Origin of the sequence: Dietzia sp. CH92 (genome assembly GCF_032248695.1) — a bacterium.
Lineage (GTDB): Bacteria > Actinomycetota > Actinomycetes > Mycobacteriales > Mycobacteriaceae > Dietzia.
This window is the reverse complement of record NZ_JAVHXC010000002.1, coordinates 456,556-473,543: the sequence shown is the minus strand read 5'-3', so window position 1 is coordinate 473,543 and position 16,988 is coordinate 456,556. Positions and strand designations below refer to the sequence as shown.

The window sequence follows — 16,988 nt, the reverse complement described above, 5'->3', positions numbered from 1 at the left end:
TCGACGGCACTAAAATTCCGCCCAGAAGGTGGGTGGTCGCGATGGCAGTTCAGAATCGGGTGATCACGCCGGGGACAGGGTCCGCGGCCAGGGTGGATCGCGCCCTCAGAGAGCTCGATGACCACCAGTTCGCCGACGCCGTCGTCAAGGAACTACGCCGACGCGGCGCCTACAGCGGAGTCGCCGCCCAGATCGACCGCGCCCTGCGGGCCGGACGCATCGCGCTCGGTGATCCCATCAGTGATCCGGTGCGGGTCCCCGGACGCGCGGCGACAGGGGATCGAACCCGTGACCCGCTGCGGGGCCCGGCGAGTGCTGCCGCGATGAGCCGACGCGCCACGATCTCCCGCGCGACCCGAAGCGTGGTGCTCCAGCTGCCCCACGTGTGCTCGACAGAGGCGGGCGACATACTCACCCGACGCGGCGTCCTCCCGGCCTCCGCCCCCGCCGACTCGCTGCGGACGTTCGCACGCGAGGGTCGGCTCATCGCCCTGCGCGGGGACCGCCGATGGGTCTACCCGGTGTTCCAACTGGCCCACTTCGACCCCCGACGGCCCGACAACATCGTGGCCGTGGTCAATCGCCTCCTCGACGCGGGCCACCACCCTGACCTCGCGGCGGCATGGTGGGCCACACCGAGTCACGGTCTCGTCGGCCGTCGCTCGCCCATGAACCTGTTGGGGGAGGACCACGCCGCTCTGCGGGACCTCGCCGCCGCGTACGCGGCGGGCTCCCCGGAGTGAGGTCGTCGCCACCGCCGCCACCGTCGTGACCGCTATCGACCCCCGCATCGCCCGCCCCCGCCGCTACGCGGGGAACCGGGCCGGGCGCGGAAAACCCCTACACTTTCCCCTGTGCTGACACTCGCCGCCACATCGCCCACCGACCCCTCCGCCGGATACGAGGGGTTCATCGGGTGGATCCTCCAGCTCATGGAGACCCTCGGGGAGCTCGGCGTGGGAATCGCGATCCTGCTCGAGACGTTCCTGCCGCCCATCCCCTCCGAGGCCGTCCTGCCCGGCGCCGGATTCCTCGCCTACGAGGGGCGGATGAACTTCTGGCTCGCCTGGGCGGCGGCGACCCTGGGAGCGCTCCTCGGCGCCTGGATCTGGTACGCCATCGGCGCCGCGCTCGGCCGCAACCGCACGAGACGACTCGTCGGACGCATCCCCCTGCTCGAGTACGAGGACTTCGACAAGGCCGAGGCGTTCTTCGCGAAGTGGGGTGGCGTCGCCGTCCTGCTGGGCCGCTGCGTGCCGCTCGTGCGCTCGTTCATCTCCATCCCCGCCGGCATCGAACGCATGCCGCTGGTGAATTTCACCGCCTACACCCTGCTCGGGTCCGGCGTGTGGAACGCCATCTGGATCGGCTCCGGCTACGCCTTCGGACCCGCCATCAAGCCCGTCCTCGAGCAGTGGAGCGGCGTGCTGTCCAACCTGGTACTGGCGATCATCGCCGTGCTGCTGCTGTGGTTCGTCATCAAGCGCGTGCGGCGGCTCCTGAAGCTCAAGCGCGACGACCAGGGCCGGGGTGAGCCCGGAGAGCGTCAAGAGGAGATGGCCCGCCGCTGAGCAGCGGAGGCACGCCGAGCTCTGTCCACGCTGGTGGACGGCATCGGGCGGTCGGCTCGCATCCGGGCACCGAGCGGCTCCGAATCACTCGCGGTCGCCGGAAGGGGCTCGGCGGCCCCCGACAACGCCCGCTCCGGCGGCGTACGTTGGGCCACACCTGCACCCCACACCTGGAGGAGAACGCGATGTCCGATGCTCTCTACACCGTTGAAGCCCTGTCCACCGGGGGAGGCCGCGACGGCCACGTGGCCACCGCCGACAAGGCCGTGGACCTGGAGCTGGCCCCGCCCGAGGAACTCGGCGGGTCGGGGGAGGGCAACAACCCCGAGCAGCTGTTCGCCGCCGGCTACGCCGCCTGCTTCCACTCCGCCCTGCAGAGCGCGGCGCGGCAGAAGAAGGTCACGATCGACGGTTCGTCCGTGGGCGCCCGCGTCTCCCTGGTGCGCTCGGGCGAGGAGAGCATCGACCTCGCCGTCCAACTCGAGGTGATCATCCCCGGGCTCGAATCCGGCCAGGCCGACGAGCTGGCGAAGCTCGCCCACGCGATGTACCCCTACTCCCGCGCCGTGGAGGGCAACATCGAGGTCAGTGTCTCCGTCGCCGAGGACTGAGCCCAACCCGCACCCGTGTGAGCCGGGCGGTGTTCCGCGCGTCCTCTCCGAGATGGGGGCGCGCGGAACACACTTCGTCTCGGGGGCTATGTCAACATTTCGCTGTTCTCAGGTTGCGGGCTGCGCTAGCGTGACCCCACGGTCGACACGCCCCTGGTGCCGATCCGAGCCAGACTCGAGGTTCCACCTATGCGGCACAGAGCGCTCCGACGCGGCACAGCCCTTCTCGCAGGGGCCTGCGTCCTCGCAGCCTCGGCATGTGGTTCCGACGAGTCCGGAGGCCTCAGCCCCGATGCGTCGGTGACGCCCCCTCCCGCCTCGCCGATCAGGGGATCGCAGCCGGTCCTCGCCGTGGACATCGTGCAGGGTCTGCAGGAGGATCCGGTCGAGGTGGCCGTCGCCGGTGAGGACGGCGTGGCCGTGACGTTCCGGGAGATCACGATCAGCGCCGGCACCGGAACCACCATGCACTGCCACCACGGGCAGCTCATCGGTGTGGTCAAGCAGGGACAGATCACCCACTATTCCGAGTCCTTCCCGGGAGGATCCCGCACCTTCCACGCGGGCGAGGCGATCGTCGAGGACGCCAAACTCCCTCACGAGGCGTTCAACGAAGGGACCGAGGACGTGGTGCTCATGGTGACCTACGTGACCCCCGTCGGCGAACCGCTGGTGGAGACCGACCTCGCGCGGTGCGGGGCACAGTGAGCTGACGCCGCGAGCCGGGGTGGGCCGAGTCGCGCGTCCCGCGGCTCGGCCCGTGTCAGCGGTGGATCTGCCCGTCGTCGACCTTCACCACGGTTCCCGTGACCGCGTCCGACGCGTCGGAGACCAGGTAGAGCAACGTCGAATCCAACTGATCCTGTCGGCCGATCCGCTTACGGGGGAAGCCCGGCGCGATGTCACCCATCCGCTCGAGCATCCCGTCCATCATCTCCGACTCGAACGCGCCCGGCGCGATGGCGTTGACGTTGATGAAGTGTCGCGCCCACTCCACGGCCAGCGTCTCGGTCATCCGGTTCACCGCCGCCTTGGTGGTGGCGTACAACGCGGCCGCCTCACCCGCGTAGTGGAAGGAGTTCATCGACGAGATGTTGACGATCCGGCCCGGGAGTTCGGCCGCGATCAGCCGGCGTGCCACTCCGGTCGCGATGAGCCACGGGCCGCGGATATTGGTGTCGAGAACCGCGTCCACCAGTTCGAGCGGCATCTTGTGCGCGCGTCGGGCGTCGGGGATTCCCGCGTTGTTGACCAGGATCTGCGGCGTGCCGATCCTCTCCGTCACCTCGGTGAGACACTCCTCGATCGAGCCCGCGTCGGCCACGTCGAGCCGCACGCCGTGTGCTGTTCCGCCGAGCCCGGTGATCGAGTCGACGACCTCGGTGAGCCGCTCGGTCCGGCGGCCGGTGACGATGACCGTGGCGCCGGCCCCGGCCAGCACGTGGGCGAACCGCGCGCCCAGTCCGGCCGTCGATCCGGTGACTATTGCGACGCGTCCGGTGAGGTCGACAGTGCTCATGGGTTACTCCTTCACGTGCAGGTGGCGGCGGGTCAGGGGTGGGGGACGAGCGACGGCGGCCGGCCCCGGGTCAGGTGAAGAGGTCGGGCAGTCCGTCGGACACCCGGTCGGGGAAGTCCGGTTCCTCCTTGGCGAGGAACGCGGTGACACCCGCGCGGATATCGGCGGACCGCCCGCGGGTGTAGATCCCGATGGACTCCGCGCGGTGGGCGACCTCCGGGTCGGGCGCGCCGAGCATCCGCCACATCAACTGGCGGGTCAGCGCGGCCGACACGGGGGCCGTTCCGCGGGTCATCTCGCGGGCGAGCGCGAGGGCGCGGGGGAGGACCTCGTCGGCGGGGAGCAGTTCGCGGACCAGGCCGCGTTCCAGGGCCTCGGTAGCGGGGATGGTGCGGCCTCCCACCGTCCATTCCACTGCCGCCGAGATGCCCACGACGCGGGGCAGGAACCAGGACGAACACGCCTCGGGTACCAGCCCGCGGCGGGTGAAGACGAATCCGAACCGGGCGTTGTCGGCCGCGATGCGGACGTCCGTCGGGAGGGTCATGGTCACGCCCACCCCGGCGGCGGAACCGTTGATCGCGGAGATGACCGGTTTGGTCATCCGGTAGATCCGTAGCGCCACCTGCCCGCCGGTGTCCGGCGGAGCCTCGCCCGTGTCCGCGTCGGCCTCCGCGACGAAGGTGTCCCCGCCCCCCGAGAGGTCGGCGCCCGCGCAGAACGCCCGACCCGTTCCGGTGAGCACTACGGCGCGGACATCATCGTCGGCATCGCATGTGTCGAGGGCGGAGATGAGGTCCGTCAGGTTCTGCGACGTGACCGCGTTGAGCTTGTCCGGGCGGTTGAGCCGGATCACCGCGATCTCGTCGTGCCGCTCGACGACGACCTGCGACCGGCCGGATGAAGTGACGTCAGTGGCCGGGTCAGGCGAGGTCTGCATATATCCGGACGCTACCCGCGGTGGTGGGCGTGACGGGTTGGTTCGGCCAGAGACGCGTCCCGCGCGCCTGCCCCTCGGGCACGGTGCGCGGGACGCTGTCGTGCTCGGCGGTGCGGCTCATGAGAAGCAGCCCCGCCGAGGGCGATCAGAGCATTTGCCTCAGCATGTACGGCAGGATGCCGCCGTGCTGGTAGTACGCCTCCTCCGCAGGGGTGTCGATGCGGACCTTGGCGGTGAACTCGACCGCCTCGTCACCCTCGCCCGCGCGGACAGTGACCTCGCCCGGCACCGACTCCTGCCCGTCGAGACCGGTGATCGAAAAGACCTCCTCGCCCTTCAGCCCCAGGCTGGAGGCGGACTCGCCTTGGGGGAACTGCAGCGGCAGCACGCCCATCCCGATGAGGTTCGAGCGGTGGATCCGCTCGTACGACTCCGCGATCACCGCCCTCACCCCGAGCAGCTTCGTGCCCTTGGCCGCCCAGTCCCGCGACGAGCCGGACCCGTACTCGGCGCCGGCGATCACCACCAGCGGCACGCCCTCCTCGGCGTAACGGATCGACGCGTCGTAGATGCTCGTCTGCTCGCCACTGGGGAAATGCGTCGTGACGCCGCCCTCCGTGCCGGGCGCCAGCTGGTTGCGCAGACGCACGTTGGCGAAGGTGCCGCGGATCATCACCTCGTGGTTGCCGCGCCGCGACCCGTACGAGTTGAAGTCCGCCGGCTCGACGCCCTGCTCCTGGAGGTACTTCCCCGCGGGGGAGGAGGCCTTGATGGCTCCCGCCGGTGAGATGTGGTCGGTCGTCACCGAATCCCCCAGCAGGGCGAGCGCGCGGGCACCGGTGATGTCGCGGATGGGCTCCGGATCCACCGTCATGCCGTCGAAGTACGGCGGCCGGCGGATGTACGTGGAGTCCTCGCTCCAGTCGAACTTGTCACCCGCCGGCACGCTCATCCCGCGCCAGTTCTCGTCGCCGGTGAAGACGTCGGCGTATCCCTTGGTGAACATGTCGGCCTCGAGGTTGGCGTCCACGACCTCCTTGATCTCCGCCGAGCTGGGCCAGATGTCGCGGAGGTAGACCGGCTGACCGTCCGAGCCGGTGCCCAGCGGATCCTCGAGCAGGTCCTTCCGCATCGACCCGGCGAGCGCGTAGGCGATGACCAGCGGCGGCGACGCCAGAAAGTTCATCTTGACCTCGGGGTGGATGCGCCCCTCGAAGTTGCGGTTTCCGGACAGGACCGCCGCGACGTTGAGGTCCTTGTCGTTGACGGCCTTGCTCACGGCCGGGGTGAGCGGTCCGGAGTTGCCGATACACGTGGTGCAGCCGTAGCCGACCAGGTCGAAGCCCAGCCGCTCCAGGTACGGGGTGAGGCCGGCCCGCTCGTAGTAGTCGGTCACCACGCGGGAGCCCGGGGCCAGGGTCGTCTTGACCCACGGCTTGGGGGCGAGGCCCTTCTCGACCGCCTTCTTGGCCAGCAGCGCGGCGCCGATCATGACCGACGGGTTGGACGTGTTGGTGCACGAGGTGATCGCCGCGATGACCACGTCCGCGTGGTCGACGATCACGGGGGAGTCGTCGCCCAACAGGACCTCGGCGGGGTCACTGGGCCACCCGGCCTTCGCATTGGCGGTCAGCTGCTCCTCGGAGTACTGCCGCGGCGGGTCGTCCGTGGCCGCATCCGGGTTGAACGCGATCGGGTCGCTGGCGGGGAAGGTGTCCTCGGCGGCGTCGTCCACGCTGCCCGGCCGCTGCCCGGACCGCTCCTTCTCCTCCGCGAGGTTGCTCAGGACGACGGCCGGGGCCTCGCCCAGCTCGATGCGGTCCTGCGGCCGCCGGGGGCCGGCGATCGAGGGCTCCACGCTCGCGAGATCGAGCTCGATGACCTGCGTGTACTCCGCCGGCGAGTCCGGGTCGTGCCAGAGGCCCTGCTCCTTGGCGTAGGCCTCGACGAGCTCGATCTGCTCGTCGGACCGGCCGGTCAGCCGCAGGTAGTCGAGCGTCTCGGAGTCGACGGGGAAGATCGCGCACGTGGCCCCGTACTCCGGGCTCATGTTGCCCAGCGTGGCCCGGTTGGCCAGCGGCACGCTCGAGACGCCGGGGCCGAAGAACTCGACGAACTTGCCGACGACACCGGTCTGGCGCAGTAGCTCCGCGACGTGCAGGACCAGGTCCGTCGCGGTAGTGCCCTCCCGTAGTTCGCCGCTGAGCTTGAGGCCGATCACCTCCGGGATGAGCATGCTCATCGGCTGCCCGAGCAGCGCCGCCTCGGCCTCGATGCCGCCGACACCCCAGCCGAGCACACCGAGGCCGTTGACCATCGGCGTGTGCGAGTCGGTGCCGACCAGCGTGTCCGGGTACGCCTGCCGCATCCCGTCCTCGCCCTCCCGCGTGAAGACGACCCGGGACAGGTACTCGAGGTTGACCTGGTGACAGATCCCGGTGTTCGGCGGGACCACGAGGAAATCGGCGAACGACTCCTGCGCCCAGCGCAGGAGTTGGTAGCGCTCCTGGTTCCGCCCGAACTCGAGATCCGCGTTGACCTGGAAGGCGTCCGGGCGGCCGAAGACGTCGGCGATGATCGAGTGGTCGATCACCAGCTCACCGGGGATGAGCGGGTTGATCTTCTTGGCGTCCCCGCCGAGCTCTGTGATCGCGTCGCGCATCGCGACCAGGTCGACGACGCACGGCACGCCCGTGAAGTCCTGCATCAGGACCCGGGCGGGCGTGTACTGGATCTCCCGCTCCGACGGAGCGCGGGGATTCCACGCGCGGAGGGCGTCGACCTGCTCGGCCGTCACCACGCGGCCGTCCTCGTTACGGAGAAGGTTCTCGAGGAGCACCTTCAGGCTGTAGGGGAGTGGTACCTCGGTGGAGACGCGGTCGAGACGGTGGATCTCGTAGTCGACGCCTCCGACCGACAGTGCGTCTCGCGAGTTGAAACTGTTGACACTCATGATCGGCCCTTTCCTAGAGTGGCGCCGATGAAGCCGTGCGAGTGAGGGGCTCACCGGCGTTGAGGCCGACCCTACCCCTGTCGACGAGAAGTTATAACCCGTCACCCGGACCGCCGGGCGGGCCGACAATCCCCGCCGCGAAGGCGGTCTCACCGCGCCTTCGCGGCCGGTTCGTCGGTCAGCGCGGCGGTGCGGCGGCGGGCCGTTCCGAGCGGTCGCGGGAGCGCTCGCGGCCGAACGTCGGTTCGAGCCGCGCGTCCTCGTCCGGGGTCGCGATGCGGAACGGCGGTTCGGCCGGGGTCGGCAGGCTCCGCCGGTCCTGTCCGCGCGTCGCCCGCAGACTCGCCACCACCGACACGGTGAGGATCGTGGCGATGACGGCCAGCGAGACGGGGGTCGGGATGTAGTAGACGTCGATCTTCAGCAGCATCTTCACGCCCACCCACATCAGCACCAGCGCCAGTCCGACCTTGAGGTACGCGAACCGGTGGATCAGATCGGCGAGCAGGAAGTACATCGCTCGCAGACCCAGGATCGCGAACGCGTTGGCCGTGAATACCAGGAACACCTCGTCGGTGACGGCGAAGATGGCGGGGATGGAGTCGACGGCAAAGACCACATCGGTCGTCTCGACCAGCACGAGCACGGCCAACAAGGGGGTGGCCATGAGCACGCCGCCCTTGCGGACCAGCAGCCGCTGGCCGTGGAAGGTGTCCGTCATGGGCACGACCCGGCGGAAGGCCCTCAGCACCCGCGACTGGTCGGGGTCGAGGTGCTCGTCGCGCTGACGGATCATGCGCACGCCCGTGTACAGGAGGAACGCGGCGAAGACGTAGAGGATCCACGAGAAGTTCTGGATGAGCAGCGCTCCGCCCGCGATGAAGATGCCACGGAACACCAGTGCCCCCACCACGCCGAGGAACAGGACCCGGTGCTGGAACTGCGGGGGCACCGCGAAGTGGGCGAAGATGATCGCCCAGACGAAGACGTTGTCCACGGCCAGAGACTTCTCGATGAGGTAGCCGGCGAAGTACTGCTGGCCGAGATCAGCGCCCCAGACGGCCCAGATGATCGCGCCGAAGCCCACTCCGATCGCGACCCAGACCGCCGACCAGGCGGCCGCTTCCGTCACGCGGATGACGTGGGCGCGGCGGTGTGCGAGGAGGTCGATCGCGAGCATCGCGACGATGAAGGCGATGACGGCCGACCAGAGCCAGAGCGGGGTGTCCATGACGGGGACCTTTCGATCAGTGGGTGATCGAAGGTCTCTCCCGGCCATCGCTCGTGCGCGGCCCGCTCCGCCGGGCCCGTGGACCGTAGTGACGACGATGCGTGCGAGGGATACTCCCCTTCTGGTGGCGCAAGGATATCGGCGGTCGCCGGGTAGGCGCAACGACGGGGAATGAGAAGGCGGTGACACGGGGCGATCGGACTGGTGATAACTTTCTGGGCGAGTAGTAAGTCACTGCTTATCGGTGCCGTCCAGGCGCTCAGAATTCACTGAGGAGTCTCCATGCTTGCTCGTCCACTCGCTGCGTTCGGCCTGGTGGCCGCGGCTGTTCTCGCTACCGCGCCCGTGGCGTCGGCCGCCGATGTCCAGGCGGGGCCGTGGACCGTCCAGGTGCCCGATATCGCGCCGGTGGTCGTACCCGTGCCCATGGGCTCCGAGGCCGCGCCGCTGCCCGCGCTCCCGTTCCCGTTCGTGTGGGCCACGCCGTTCGTGCCGCCGGCGGCCGCCCCGGCTGCACTGCCCGCGCCCGCGCCGGCCCCTGCACCCGCCCCGGCCCCGGCTCCTGCGCCCGCTCCGGCGCGCGTCGTCCAGGCCGCCCCGGCGCCGGTCCACCACGTGGCCAACTGCACCGAGGCGCGTCGCCTGGGCATCGCCCCGATCTACCGTGGCGACGCGGCGTACCGGCCCGCCCTCGATCGGGACAACGACGGCATCGCCTGCGAGTAACGCACCTCGGCGACATCACGAGGGGCCGGCTCCCGCGGAACCGGCCCCTCGTGGTCCTGTCACGGCATCAGCCGACCTCGTCGTCGTCACCCTCCTCCGGGTCGCCGTCGTCGACCGGGACCTCCACGGTCTGCTCCGCGACGTCGGCGGGATTCGCCTCGCGGAACGGATCGGCGACGTCGACCTCCGGCTCGTACTCCTCGGGGGCGGTGACGGAGTCCGGGCCCGGCGTGTACTCGTCCGGGTCAATCCTGTCCTGGGCACTCATCTCGTCCTCCTCGTGGCGTGGGGGCGCGTGGACCTCCACCTCTAGCAGGGTCCCGGGGGACGCGCCACTGGGCGACCGCGGACCCGTCAGCGGTTCGGATTGGTGGCCGCCCCGTCCAGCCAGAGGGTGTCCGAGGCGTCTGCGTGCGAGCCGCCCGATCCCACGTGCTTGTCACTGATCTTCGGGCCCTTGGTGATGACGTGGACCAGCGCCATCCCGTGCCCGCGGCCGAGGTCGTAGTCCTCCTTGAGCCACGCCAGGATCGGGCCGGCCTTCGTTCCCGGGCCGAAGCCGCGGTCGGTCGCCTTCTCGACGAGCTGGCGCGGGGTCAGTCCGGTCTTGGTCTCGATCGTGTCGAGATACGCCTGGAATGACATGGGGGGGCTCCTGTCGGAGAGCTGGTCGTGGTGGTGGGAAGTCTTCGCCCGGGGACGCGGCCGCGCAAGAGGGTGGTGCACGGCGACCCGGCGCGGGATCCGGCGGCACCGCCCCGCTCACTCGTCCAGCCGCGTCACGACACCGCGATCACCGTCCACCCGGACCCGGTCGCCGGTGCGCAGGATCTGCGTGGCGACGATGGTGTTCACCACGCACGGCAGGCCGTACTCGCGGGCGACTACCGCGCCGTGCGAGACGGAGCTGCCGATGTCCGTGACCAGGGCGGAGATCACCGTGAAGTACGGCGTCCAGCCCACGTCCGTCACCGGAGCGACCAGTACCTCGCCGGGCCGGACCTCGCGGGCGTCGACGATCGAGCGCGCGACCCGCACCACGCCCTGGACGGTGCCGCGGCTCGCGGGTCGGCCCACGATCTCGCCGCCCGCCGTCTCCCGCGGCGGCCGGGCGATCAGCGGCACCGGCCGCCCGACGGAGACGTCCGGGAACTCCAGCGCCTCCTGGTAGGCCAGCGCCTCACGACGCTGTCCGGCGCGGGCGATCAGGTCCGCCACCGCGCGGTCGCCGCCGGAGCCGAGCCCGCCGGTCACGGGGCCGGAGGCGCCGACGACGCGCGCGAGCTCGGGCCGGTCGAGGAAGAACACCAGGTCCGCGTCGGGCAGCCGCCCGTCCGCCGCGAGCACCTCGCCGAGATGCCGGTACCCGCGCTTGAGCGCGTGCGCCATCAGCGCCATCCTCGACTTGGTCTCCTCCCGGCCCCTCGCCCCGCCACGCGCGAGCCGGGCGAGCACCCGGATCGCGCGGGACGCGGGCTCGGGCACATCGGCGGTCTCCGCGGCCCGCCCGCCCCGGTCGAGCGTGGATCGGACCATGACCTGCATCATCGCGCCCAACCCCTCCGGGTCGTCGGCCCAGGAGGCGTCGCGCATGCACAGCTCGCGGTACCCGCGGTGACCGTGCCGGGCCAGGAACCGGCGCAGTGCCACGCCCCACGCGTCGGGCGAGGCGAGCACCGCCGCGACCGCGTCGCCGGGCTGGTCCGCCGTGAAGCGCTCGGCGGCCGGCCCGTCCGCGGCGAGCGCCCGCACCACCGAGTCGAGCTCGGCCAGCATCACCGCGCTCTCCACGTCCGCGGCACCGGCCATGAGCCGGGACGCCTCCGCGCGGCCGTCATCCTCGCCGCGTCCGGCAGCCACCGCGCGGCGGATGAGCACGCTCTCCAGCACGTTGGCGGCGACGGCGGCCCTGGACGACGACCGCACGTGCGTCAGCGTCACCGCGCAGTACAGCTCGACGCCCGCCTCGAGCTGCCGCCACACCGCCAGGGGATCGGCGTCGCCCCGGCCGCCGCCCCCGTCGCCCCGGCCGCCGCGCGCGTCACCGCCGGGGACCTCCCAGTCGGCGATCTGCGCACCGAGCCGCCGCACGGCGGGCCCGGCGGTGAGCGCGAACGTCGACAGCCGCACGGTGTTGCCGAGTCGGCGCAGGAACGGCTGCGGGGGCTTGGGCACGAGCTCGTCCACCACGCGCCCGCAGATCGAGGTGGAGAACTGCTCGAGCGAGTTGCCGAGCAGGCCCGAGCTCAACGCCGTGCCCTCGGTGAGGTCGAGGAACATGTGCCCGGAGAAGTAGCCGACCTGCAGCCACGGCCGCTCGTAGCCCGGCTGGGCGCGGGCGACGACCTGGATCATCTGCATCGCGTGGTCGATCGCGTACCCGGACACCGAGGCGGTCAGCGGGCAGAAGGCGCCCGGCATCATCTCGCCGATGTTGCAGCGGGTGTAGACGTGGTCGTCGCCGGCGAGCGTGGAGTCCTTCCCCCCGAGGTCTGCGGGCAGGCTCGTGACGGGCCTCGCCTGCAGCCACCACAGTCGCCCGGCGCGGTCGATCGCCCACTCCAGGTCCATGGGCCGACCCCGGTGCCGTGCCACGCGGACCGCGCCGTCTCGGATCGCCGCGGCCTCTACATCCGTCAGGACGGGCGGTGTGCCGGTCTCGCGCACCGCCACCCGGCCGTCGGCGTCCAGGACGAGGTGGTCGGGGGAGGCGGTGCCGTCGACCAGGCTCTCGCCCAGCCCGGCGACGGCGTCGATCACCATGAGGTCGCGCCGCGCGGTGGCGGGGTCGGCGGTGAACACGACGCCGGCCGCCCGCGCGTCGACCATCTGCTGGACCACCAGGTGCATCGGGGCGGGGGAGGCGGCCTCGCCGCGGTAGGCCTCGGCGCGCCGTGACGTCCCCGACGCCACGCACGTCCGCACCGCGTCGGCCAGCGCGTCGACCGAGTCCACGCCGAGGACCGTGTCGTACTGGCCGGCGTGGGACTGCTCCGCGCCGTCCTCGCCGACCGCGGAGGACCGCACCGCGACCGCGGTCGCGCCGGCCTCGACCAGCCGTAGGTAGCGCCGGACCGCGGGGCTGTGGGTGGCGGGGGAGTCGGGGTCGACGACGACGAGGTCGGCCGCGGCGTCCACGATCACGAAGCCCGGTGGGACGTCCAGGCCCAGGCGGATCAGGTCGGCCAGGCCTGCGGCTTTGCCTCCGTAGCCGTCGTCGGTGACCTGCTCGAGCTCGACGGTGCGCGGGCGGGCGGCGTCGGCGGCGGTGGTCATCGGGGCCCCGCCAGCTCGTCGACGATCTGCGCGAGCGCGTCGGTCGCGATGGGCCCGGTCTGGTAGAGGCACACGCGGCCGGCCCCGGCCCCACCGACGGCGGCGACCCGTTCCCGCACGTGTGCGGCGATCTCGGCCGGGGTGCCGCACGCGGCGATCGTGTGCAGGATCTCGTCGGTGACGAGCGAGGCCATCTCCTGCCACCGGCCCTGCTTGCTCATGGCGTTGAGCTCGGGCTGCAGGTCGCCCCAGCCGTGCGCGTCCAGCACCGGCCGGTAGGCGGGGGTGGAGCCGTAGAAGGCGAGCAACCGGCGGGTGGAGGCGTGCTCGTCGCCGGCCGCCGCGCCGGAGCCGTCGGCCACCGACACGATCACCTCGGGCACCACCTCGAACGCGTCCCTGCCCCGGCCCGCCGCCTCCAGCCCGGCCCGGACGTGGGGCATCGTGTGCTCCCGCAGGAACGTCGTGGTGCCGAAGGGCATGACCAGCAGTCCGTCCGCGACCTCGGCGGCCGCCCGGGTCAGGCGCGGGCCGAGCGCGCCGAGGTAGATCGGCGGCGGCCCGTACGGCGAGGGCGGCGGGACGAACGTGGGCGTCATGAGCGTGTGCCGGTAGTACTCGCCGCGGAAGTCCAGCCGCTCGCCGGTGTCCCACGAGGAGAAGATCGCCCGCAGGGCGCCGACGAGCTCGCGCATCCTCTCCACGGGCCGGTCGAACCCCACGCCGTAGCGCTTCTCGATCTGCGCCCGCACCTGGGTGCCCAGGCCCAGGATGAACCGGCCCTCGCTGAGCTGCTGCAGGTCGTGGGCCTGGTGCGCGAGCTGGATCGGGTTGCGCGGGAACCCGATCGCCACGTTCGACATCACGTCCAACCCCCGGACCTGCGAGGCCAGCACGAGCGGGGTGAACACGTCGTGCGGTCCCTCGAACGTGAACACCCCGGACGCCCCGGCCTCGGCGAGCTCGGTCGCGCGGCGCACGGCGTCGGTGGGCCCGAACAGCGCGGTCATGACCTTCATCGGTGCCCACCCTCCGCCCCGGCGGCGCCGGTCACGGCGCCACGTCCGTCCAGTCGGCGAACCCGGACGGGAGGTGCGGGCCGATGATCCCGTGCTCGAACAGGCCCGCGCCCTCGCGCCTGGTGCCGTCGGCCTCCGTGCACACGGCGTGGCCGACGTGGTCGACGAGGCTGAACGCCGCACCGGCCATGACCTGCGGGTCCGTGAGGTCGAAGCTCACGCGTTCGGCGAAGCCCTCGCCCTTCCAGCTGCCGTGCGCCCATGTCGGGTCGCCGCCGTAGCCCGAGCCGAACGCGATGGGCGCGAACAGCCGCGACTCGACCTCCAGCCGGATCCGCCCGCCGGCCCGGTCGAGGAATTCGATCCGTGCGCGCGTCGGGATGCGGGTGCCCGACCGGTAGTCGATCGCCACCCGCACCCCGTCGAGCTGCTCGACCCGCCCGTCGCGCCACCGCCGCGTGCAGTCGTAGAGGCTGCGGTACCCGTCCCGGTCCTCCTGCAGGATGAGGAACAGCTGGAAGTCGTCGAACGCCAGCGGCAGGTACAGCCACCACATGCCCCGGAACGAGTCGTCGGGCCTCCCGGGCGCCTCGGCCTCACCCACCGGCCGGATGCCCCACGAGCGGTCCCGGGCGGCGACCGTGCTCCCGTGCGTCAGCTCCACCTTGTCGTCGTCGACCTCGATCCACCCCTCCCACGTGCCGACCTGCGCGAACCGGCTCGCCTGGAGCGTCACCCGCCTGTCGGTGACCATCGCGTGCGGTTCCTCGAGCGCGGCGGGGAACAGGCCACGCCACGTCAGGTCCGCGGCGATGCCCTCGGTGCGCTCGAGCGTCAGTCGCAGCTCGCGCAGTGGTTCGACCACCTCGATCCGGTAGCCGCCGACGTGGGGGTTGAGGCGGTCGTCGTCGATCGCGTCGGACAGGCGCAGTGCGGTCTGCGTGTCGCCCCGGCGGAGGACGAAGTACGCGTCCTTGACGCCGAGGCGCGGGTAGTAACCGATGCCGGTGAGGACCATGAAGCGGCCCTGCCGGTCCAGCACGTTGAGGTACGAGCGGTCGTAGAAGTTGCGGTCGGAGGTGGCGGGCCACGTCAGCGGCGCGGCCGTCTGGTGGACGGGGTACTCGTCGAGCGGGCTCAGCTGCACTGCGCTCTCCCTCGGTGCGGGGCGCCGGCGCGGGCGGGATGCGAGGCGCGGCACATCGGTACTGGGCTGTGACCATGACAGCAGACTGCGTCGCCGCGCGCGGAAAAAATTCTCGAACCGGTTCGTGACGAACCGCCCCCCGGTGACGTCTTAGTGGTGAAGGTGTTCAACCAGGGGCGGCCCGGAGGCCGTCCTCTCTCAGGAGGAGCCAGTATGTCGAATGCAGTTCCCCAGACCGGCCGCGAGAAGGCCCGCGCCGAGCAGGCCGAGGAGACCAGCCAGGAGAAGGCGGTCGAACCGGCCGCCCCCCGCGGTCCGCTCCAGACCTCCCGCGGCGTCACGACGCTCGACGAGTCCGTGGTCGCCAAGATCGCCGGCATGGCCGCGCGCGAGGTCCCGGGCGTCTACGACATGGGCAACGCCGCCCGCCGCGCCTTCTCGGCGGTCACCGACCGCATCCCCAACGCCCAGACCAACGTCACCGGCGGGATCAGCGTGGAGAAGGGCGAGACCCAGACCGCGATCGACGTGACCGTGGTCGTGGAGTACGGCGTGTCGATCGTCGACGTGGGCAACACCATCCGCCGCAACGTCATCGACCAGGTGGAGGGGACCACCGGGCTGGAGGTCGTGGAGGTCAACGTCAACGTGGTGGACGTCCACCTGCCGGGGGACGACGACGACAAGCGCCGCAGCCCCGACACCAGCCGCGTCGCCGAGCTGAACTGACCTGTCCGACCGGATCGACACCGCCGGGGGCGGGGGCGGGACGCACGTCCCGCCGCCCGGGCCCCGAGCGAGGAGTTCTCATGAAGACCACACATCTCACCCTGCTGGTGGGGCTGTTCCTGGGCGCCGCGGCCGCCTTCGGGTCGATCGGCCAGTTCCTCGTGGTCCTGCTGTTCGGCCTCATCGGGCTCGCGGTGGGCCTGGCGCTGGACGGGCGGATCGAGATCAGGGGCCTGACCGACCGCTGGGGGCGGTAGCGGTGGCGCAGCACGGTGACACACTCACCCGCCTGCCGTTCGATCCCCCGGGGCCGGGCGCGGGGCCGGGGCGGTGGTCGGCGACGCAGACGCCGGTCGAGGAGCGCGGGGTCACCACGATCCCGGCCGGGGTCGTCGCCCGCATCGCCGAACAGGTGGCGTCCGAGCACCCGCGCGTCGGCGGCTCCGCCGGCGGCGTGCTGGGCCTGCGGGCCCGCCGCGACTTCGACGCACGGCCCACCGCCGAGTGCGACCTCTACGGCGCCGTCGCCGTCCTGCGCCTCGACGTGGGGGTCGCGTTCCCCGTGGACCTGGTCGAGACCTGCCGCGACCTGCGGGCTCACGTCCGCGACCGGGTCGGGGCGTTGACCGGCCTCGAGGTGGGCCGGCTCGACGTGACGATCTCGTGGCTCAACCCCGCGACCGGCACGAGAGGACCCCTGCGATGAGCGCGGTGACGGGGGGAGCCCGGCTGGTCCGCCGGCCCGCGCGCGCCGTCCCCGCCTGCGCGCTGGGGGCCGCGCTCCTGGCCCTCGGGGTGACGGGGATCTGGCTGCTCGGCACCTACGCGGTCGAGGGGCGTTGGCCGGCCGGCGTGGACGGCGCGGTCGAGACCGTGGCCTCCACCCCCGTGGAGTCGGTCGCAATGCAGGGCGCCGCGGTGGTGGTCTGCGTGATCGGCGTGCTGCTTCTGCTGGCCGCGCTGTGGCCCGGGCGGCCGGCGCGGGTGAGGGTCCTCGCCGACGACATCCCCGGCGAGACCGCGATGCACCGCCGGGACCTCGTGCGGCACCTCCGCGGACGGGCCGAGAACGTCGACGGGGTGCACAGTGCCCGCGCTACCGTGCGACGTGGCCGGGTCGACGTGCTGATCGAGACCGTGGTCGACGATCCGGCCCCCGTGGCCCGCGCGGCCACCACGGCCGTCGACGCCGCGGTGGCCGAACTGAGGCCCGCCACCCCGACCCGTGCCCGCGTCCGAACCCGCCGACGGCGATGAGAGGAGAAG

18 protein-coding genes are annotated in these 16,988 nt (G+C 71.7%); 9 read left to right on the top strand and 9 right to left on the bottom strand.

What is annotated here, in order from left to right; all coding sequences use genetic code 11:
• Positions 1-41 precede the first annotated feature (41 nt).
• From RWK90_RS05625 to RWK90_RS05610, 4 genes are all read left to right on the top strand, one after another.
• Positions 42-743, top strand: coding sequence for a hypothetical protein (locus RWK90_RS05625; protein ID WP_314035619.1), 702 nt, complete (start codon positions 42-44; stop codon positions 741-743).
• A gap of 111 nt (positions 744-854) precedes the next feature.
• On the top strand, positions 855-1,571 hold the full coding sequence (locus RWK90_RS05620; RefSeq protein ID WP_314035617.1) for a DedA family protein: 717 nt from the start codon (positions 855-857) through the stop codon (positions 1,569-1,571).
• Between the two features lie 185 nt (positions 1,572-1,756).
• Entirely contained in the window at positions 1,757-2,182 is a 426-nt protein-coding gene (locus RWK90_RS05615; RefSeq protein ID WP_314035615.1) for an organic hydroperoxide resistance protein, read from the top strand.
• A gap of 300 nt (positions 2,183-2,482) precedes the next feature.
• Positions 2,483-2,890: a cupin domain-containing protein gene (locus RWK90_RS05610; RefSeq protein WP_314035613.1), complete on the top strand. Its 408-nt coding sequence runs from the start codon at positions 2,483-2,485 to the stop codon at positions 2,888-2,890.
• A 55-nt stretch (positions 2,891-2,945) separates the two neighbouring features.
• On the opposite strand, the gene RWK90_RS05605 is transcribed toward RWK90_RS05610, so the two are convergent.
• The 4 genes from RWK90_RS05605 to RWK90_RS05590 form a co-directional block, all read right to left on the bottom strand.
• Positions 2,946-3,701 (bottom strand): SDR family NAD(P)-dependent oxidoreductase, encoded by a 756-nt coding sequence (locus tag RWK90_RS05605; RefSeq protein ID WP_314035610.1) that lies wholly within the window; start codon positions 3,699-3,701, stop codon positions 2,946-2,948.
• A gap of 70 nt (positions 3,702-3,771) precedes the next feature.
• A complete protein-coding gene (locus tag RWK90_RS05600; RefSeq protein ID WP_314035608.1) occupies positions 3,772-4,641 on the bottom strand; it encodes an enoyl-CoA hydratase-related protein in 870 nt (289 codons plus the stop codon).
• A 145-nt stretch (positions 4,642-4,786) separates the two neighbouring features.
• Positions 4,787-7,594 carry an aconitate hydratase gene (locus RWK90_RS05595; RefSeq protein ID WP_314035606.1) on the bottom strand — a complete coding sequence of 936 codons (2,808 nt, stop codon included), beginning with the start codon at positions 7,592-7,594 and terminating at the stop codon, positions 4,787-4,789.
• Between the two features lie 178 nt (positions 7,595-7,772).
• Positions 7,773-8,825: a TerC family protein gene (locus RWK90_RS05590; RefSeq protein ID WP_314035604.1), complete on the bottom strand. Its 1,053-nt coding sequence runs from the start codon at positions 8,823-8,825 to the stop codon at positions 7,773-7,775.
• A 282-nt stretch (positions 8,826-9,107) separates the two neighbouring features.
• Between RWK90_RS05590 and RWK90_RS05585 the strand changes: the two genes are divergently transcribed.
• Positions 9,108-9,551 carry an excalibur calcium-binding domain-containing protein gene (locus RWK90_RS05585; protein ID WP_314035602.1) on the top strand — a complete coding sequence of 148 codons (444 nt, stop codon included), beginning with the start codon at positions 9,108-9,110 and terminating at the stop codon, positions 9,549-9,551.
• Between the two features lie 67 nt (positions 9,552-9,618).
• On the opposite strand, the gene RWK90_RS05580 is transcribed toward RWK90_RS05585, so the two are convergent.
• The 5 genes from RWK90_RS05580 to RWK90_RS05560 all read right to left on the bottom strand — a co-directional run bounded on the left by RWK90_RS05580 (position 9,619) and on the right by RWK90_RS05560 (position 14,993).
• The gene (locus RWK90_RS05580; RefSeq protein WP_314035600.1) at positions 9,619-9,819 is read right to left on the bottom strand and encodes a hypothetical protein; all 201 of its coding nucleotides are present in this window, start codon (positions 9,817-9,819) and stop codon (positions 9,619-9,621) included.
• Positions 9,820-9,905: 86 nt separating this feature from the next.
• Positions 9,906-10,196 (bottom strand): DUF4287 domain-containing protein, encoded by a 291-nt coding sequence (locus tag RWK90_RS05575; protein WP_314035598.1) that lies wholly within the window; start codon positions 10,194-10,196, stop codon positions 9,906-9,908.
• A 117-nt stretch (positions 10,197-10,313) separates the two neighbouring features.
• Positions 10,314-12,827 (bottom strand): PEP/pyruvate-binding domain-containing protein, encoded by a 2,514-nt coding sequence (locus tag RWK90_RS05570; RefSeq protein ID WP_314035596.1) that lies wholly within the window; start codon positions 12,825-12,827, stop codon positions 10,314-10,316.
• Positions 12,824-13,846 carry a TIGR03617 family F420-dependent LLM class oxidoreductase gene (locus RWK90_RS05565; RefSeq protein ID WP_314035594.1) on the bottom strand — a complete coding sequence of 341 codons (1,023 nt, stop codon included), beginning with the start codon at positions 13,844-13,846 and terminating at the stop codon, positions 12,824-12,826. The genes RWK90_RS05570 and RWK90_RS05565 overlap by 4 nt, the downstream gene beginning before the upstream one ends.
• Positions 13,847-13,877: 31 nt before the next feature.
• The gene (locus RWK90_RS05560; protein WP_314035593.1) at positions 13,878-14,993 is read right to left on the bottom strand and encodes a hypothetical protein; all 1,116 of its coding nucleotides are present in this window, start codon (positions 14,991-14,993) and stop codon (positions 13,878-13,880) included.
• Between the two features lie 213 nt (positions 14,994-15,206).
• On the opposite strand from RWK90_RS05560, the gene RWK90_RS05555 reads away from it, so the two are divergent.
• From RWK90_RS05555 to RWK90_RS05540, 4 genes are all read left to right on the top strand, one after another.
• On the top strand, positions 15,207-15,722 hold the full coding sequence (locus RWK90_RS05555; protein ID WP_314035591.1) for an Asp23/Gls24 family envelope stress response protein: 516 nt from the start codon (positions 15,207-15,209) through the stop codon (positions 15,720-15,722).
• A gap of 80 nt (positions 15,723-15,802) precedes the next feature.
• Positions 15,803-15,979 (top strand): hypothetical protein, encoded by a 177-nt coding sequence (locus tag RWK90_RS05550; protein ID WP_314035589.1) that lies wholly within the window; start codon positions 15,803-15,805, stop codon positions 15,977-15,979.
• Between the two features lie 2 nt (positions 15,980-15,981).
• A complete protein-coding gene (locus RWK90_RS05545) occupies positions 15,982-16,428 on the top strand; it encodes an Asp23/Gls24 family envelope stress response protein (protein ID WP_314035587.1) in 447 nt (148 codons plus the stop codon).
• Positions 16,425-16,979 carry a DUF6286 domain-containing protein gene (locus tag RWK90_RS05540; RefSeq protein ID WP_314035585.1) on the top strand — a complete coding sequence of 185 codons (555 nt, stop codon included), beginning with the start codon at positions 16,425-16,427 and terminating at the stop codon, positions 16,977-16,979. Before RWK90_RS05545 ends, RWK90_RS05540 begins: the two co-directional genes overlap by 4 nt.
• Positions 16,980-16,988 lie beyond the last annotated feature (9 nt).

Excerpts from the sequence above, each read along its gene's own strand:
- RWK90_RS05555 (WP_314035591.1), top strand. The coding sequence starts at position 15,207 with ATGTCGAATGCAGTTCCCCAGACCGGCCGCGAGAAGGCCCGCGCCGAG.
- RWK90_RS05585 (WP_314035602.1), top strand. The coding sequence starts at position 9,108 with ATGCTTGCTCGTCCACTCGCTGCGTTCGGCCTGGTGGCCGCGGCTGTT.
- RWK90_RS05595 (WP_314035606.1), bottom strand. The coding sequence starts at position 7,594 with ATGAGTGTCAACAGTTTCAACTCGCGAGACGCACTGTCGGTCGGAGGC.
- RWK90_RS05565 (WP_314035594.1), bottom strand. The coding sequence starts at position 13,846 with ATGAAGGTCATGACCGCGCTGTTCGGGCCCACCGACGCCGTGCGCCGC.
- RWK90_RS05605 (WP_314035610.1), bottom strand. The coding sequence starts at position 3,701 with ATGAGCACTGTCGACCTCACCGGACGCGTCGCAATAGTCACCGGATCG.
- RWK90_RS05625 (WP_314035619.1), top strand. The coding sequence starts at position 42 with ATGGCAGTTCAGAATCGGGTGATCACGCCGGGGACAGGGTCCGCGGCC.
- RWK90_RS05600 (WP_314035608.1), bottom strand. The coding sequence starts at position 4,641 with ATGCAGACCTCGCCTGACCCGGCCACTGACGTCACTTCATCCGGCCGG.
- RWK90_RS05615 (WP_314035615.1), top strand. The coding sequence starts at position 1,757 with ATGTCCGATGCTCTCTACACCGTTGAAGCCCTGTCCACCGGGGGAGGC.
- RWK90_RS05570 (WP_314035596.1), bottom strand. The coding sequence starts at position 12,827 with ATGACCACCGCCGCCGACGCCGCCCGCCCGCGCACCGTCGAGCTCGAG.
- RWK90_RS05540 (WP_314035585.1), top strand. The coding sequence starts at position 16,425 with ATGAGCGCGGTGACGGGGGGAGCCCGGCTGGTCCGCCGGCCCGCGCGC.
- RWK90_RS05590 (WP_314035604.1), bottom strand. The coding sequence starts at position 8,825 with ATGGACACCCCGCTCTGGCTCTGGTCGGCCGTCATCGCCTTCATCGTC.
- RWK90_RS05575 (WP_314035598.1), bottom strand. The coding sequence starts at position 10,196 with ATGTCATTCCAGGCGTATCTCGACACGATCGAGACCAAGACCGGACTG.
- RWK90_RS05580 (WP_314035600.1), bottom strand. The coding sequence starts at position 9,819 with ATGAGTGCCCAGGACAGGATTGACCCGGACGAGTACACGCCGGGCCCG.
- RWK90_RS05550 (WP_314035589.1), top strand. The coding sequence starts at position 15,803 with ATGAAGACCACACATCTCACCCTGCTGGTGGGGCTGTTCCTGGGCGCC.